This window comes from Streptomyces sp. NPDC037288 (genome assembly GCF_055603265.1).
Genome location: NZ_JBVJVY010000154.1, coordinates 1 through 2243, shown reverse-complemented (window position 1 = coordinate 2243; position 2243 = coordinate 1). Strand labels below are relative to the sequence as shown.

1 protein-coding gene and 1 pseudogene are annotated in these 2243 nt (G+C 64.3%); both read left to right on the top strand.

Annotated elements, in window-relative coordinates; all coding sequences use genetic code 11:
- Positions 1 to 172: 172 nt before the first annotated feature.
- A pseudogene (locus ACZ7GZ_RS42600) lies at positions 173 to 421 on the top strand (ATP-binding protein); the annotation flags it as partial.
- A gap of 559 nt (positions 422 to 980) precedes the next feature.
- Positions 981 to 2204 (top strand): hypothetical protein, encoded by a 1224-nt coding sequence (locus ACZ7GZ_RS42595; protein WP_471033172.1) that lies wholly within the window; start codon positions 981 to 983, stop codon positions 2202 to 2204.
- Positions 2205 to 2243: the final 39 nt, after the last annotated feature.

Here is a 2243-nt window from a genome sequence, read left to right as displayed (position 1 = left end):
GGCCGCGTGGGGGGGAGGAGGCACCAGCGGCGGGGGAGGGGGGGGGGGGGGCCACCCCCCCCCCCCCCCCCCCCCCCGCCACGTCATCGCGCTGCAACGCAAGGTGCTGGAGTCCTTCTCGGGCCGGGCGCCCTGCAAGTCGAAGGTCCTGCCGCCCGCCCTCGCAGGCCGCGCCATGCGCCAGCTATCCGCGGCCCAGGCCGACGACCTCTACGAACTCGTCTCCGAGCGGCAGGGACGGTCCCTGATCGTCACCAGCGACCGGGCACCCAGCGATTGGTATCCGCTCTTCCCCAAACCCGTCGTCGCCGAGTCCCTCCTCGACCGGCTGATCAACACCAGCCACCAAGTCATCATGAACGGACCCAGCTACCGCCCCAACAATCCCACCGCCAAGACCGAGAAAGCCAAGATCACCTAGAACCACCCACGCCAGGACCTGGCCCATTACGTGAACACGGGGCCGGGGGATATCGCGAACGTTCACAACCTGCCCGCCCGCCTCACCGCCCACGCCGCCGCCGCACTCTGCACCTCGACCGCACATGGCCCTGGGCCGACGCGTTCGCCACCGCCTGGAGGCACGCCACCGAGCTGCCGGCCTGCACCTGACGGCCGCCCACCACCCCGACGGCACCACAGAGGAGAGGACCGCAGCACCCTCGGGCCCGTCCGCAGCGTCACGCGGCGACCCGTCTCCGCACGCCAAGGGACATAACGGGCAGCCAGTCGTCAGCGGCGACGCCGTCACGCCGCTGAAGAATCGAGATTGAAACTCCAGCCTGGGCAGCGGGTCGGTGTTGGTGACGGTCCTGCCACTGAAAGTGCCAAGGCATTTATCTCCAGTTATGATGATGTGCTGATCGATGGTGGTAGACGATTGTTGACACATGATGGGCAATGGCTCAGCCCATGACATCAAAAGTGCGCCGACCGTCGACCGTGACTGGGCCGTGGCCACACGGGTCCTAGGAGGTCACATGAAGTTAAAACGGAAATGGCTCTCGGTTAGCTCCCTGTGGGTGATGGTGGTCTGCTTACTTGTAGCGCCCGCCATGGCCTCATCGAGGCTGATCTATCTCGGGAAGGGTGGTGATCCGTTCACCGTCCTCCACGTGGGTCGATCGGTCAAAGACCCACGTCAGGCATTCTTTGTGCCTTACCGCGGCAACCCGGTCGTCAAGGGGCCGAATCTGTATGCGGCCAACCCCGTCAAGGTGGGCAAGGTTTGGTACGTCTACTCCGGAGGCCAGTTCTCCGCCGGACAGCCGCACGACGATATCTACCTGGCCACCACCAGAGACGACACACTCACCCATGGCTTCTCAAGCACCAGGAAGATCATCGATCACCGCGATTACGACCACGTCAATGACCCCTCAGTGGTCAGGCTCAAGGACGGTCACTGGGTCATGGCGATGACCACCAAACCGGCAGGAAAGCTCGATAAGTGCTCAATACTGATCTCCGGTGACGGGGTCCACTGGCCACAGCCCAACGGCAGCCACGAGGTCAGGATTCGTGGAGGGCACGTCAGCCTCTGCGGCCGCCCGTCGCTGATCTTTAACTCACACTACAAGGACAGGCACCACCAGGGGCGGTGGGAGATGTACTTCGACGGCTCGGTCAACAACAGCCCTTGGTCGCAGCACCTGGCTGTCTCCTACGACCATCACCCAAAGAACTTCACCTACGTACGGCTGATCGGCCTCATGGGCGACGCCGACATCAAGCTGGTCAACGGGCAGTACATCGCCGCTTATCGCAGGATCGGCCGCGACATGGACTCATGGTGGCGCCTGCGGTACGCCACTAGCCGGGACGGCCTCCACTTTGCCGAACACGGCCAGTTGGTGGCCCCTGACCCGCTGGCCGGCTACGACGACTGTGGTGTCACCAACCCGGGCTGGGCCATCAACGAAAAGGGCCTGATCACCGCGGTCATGTATGGCGGCGTCGACACCTGCCCCTGGGGATTTGGCAAGCAACAACTCGGCGTGGCCCTGCCGCAGGCGGAGGTGACCCTGTTCAGCGGCAATGTTGCCCATGCGCACCGGCAGGCCATCAGCGCCACCGCACAGCGCATCGACACCCACCAATACAACAGTGTCGACCGGATCATGATCCGTCAACGGCCCGGTGCACGCCCGATCATCAACCAGAAAATCCACGGCACTCGCGGGGACGCATGGGCTGTCAAATAGCATTGCCACGCCCCGCATACCCTCCCCCGCTATCCGCGT

Coding starts and splice junctions, on each gene's coding strand:
- ACZ7GZ_RS42595 (WP_471033172.1), top strand. CDS start 981: ATGAAGTTAAAACGGAAATGGCTCTCGGTTAGCTCCCTGTGGGTGATG.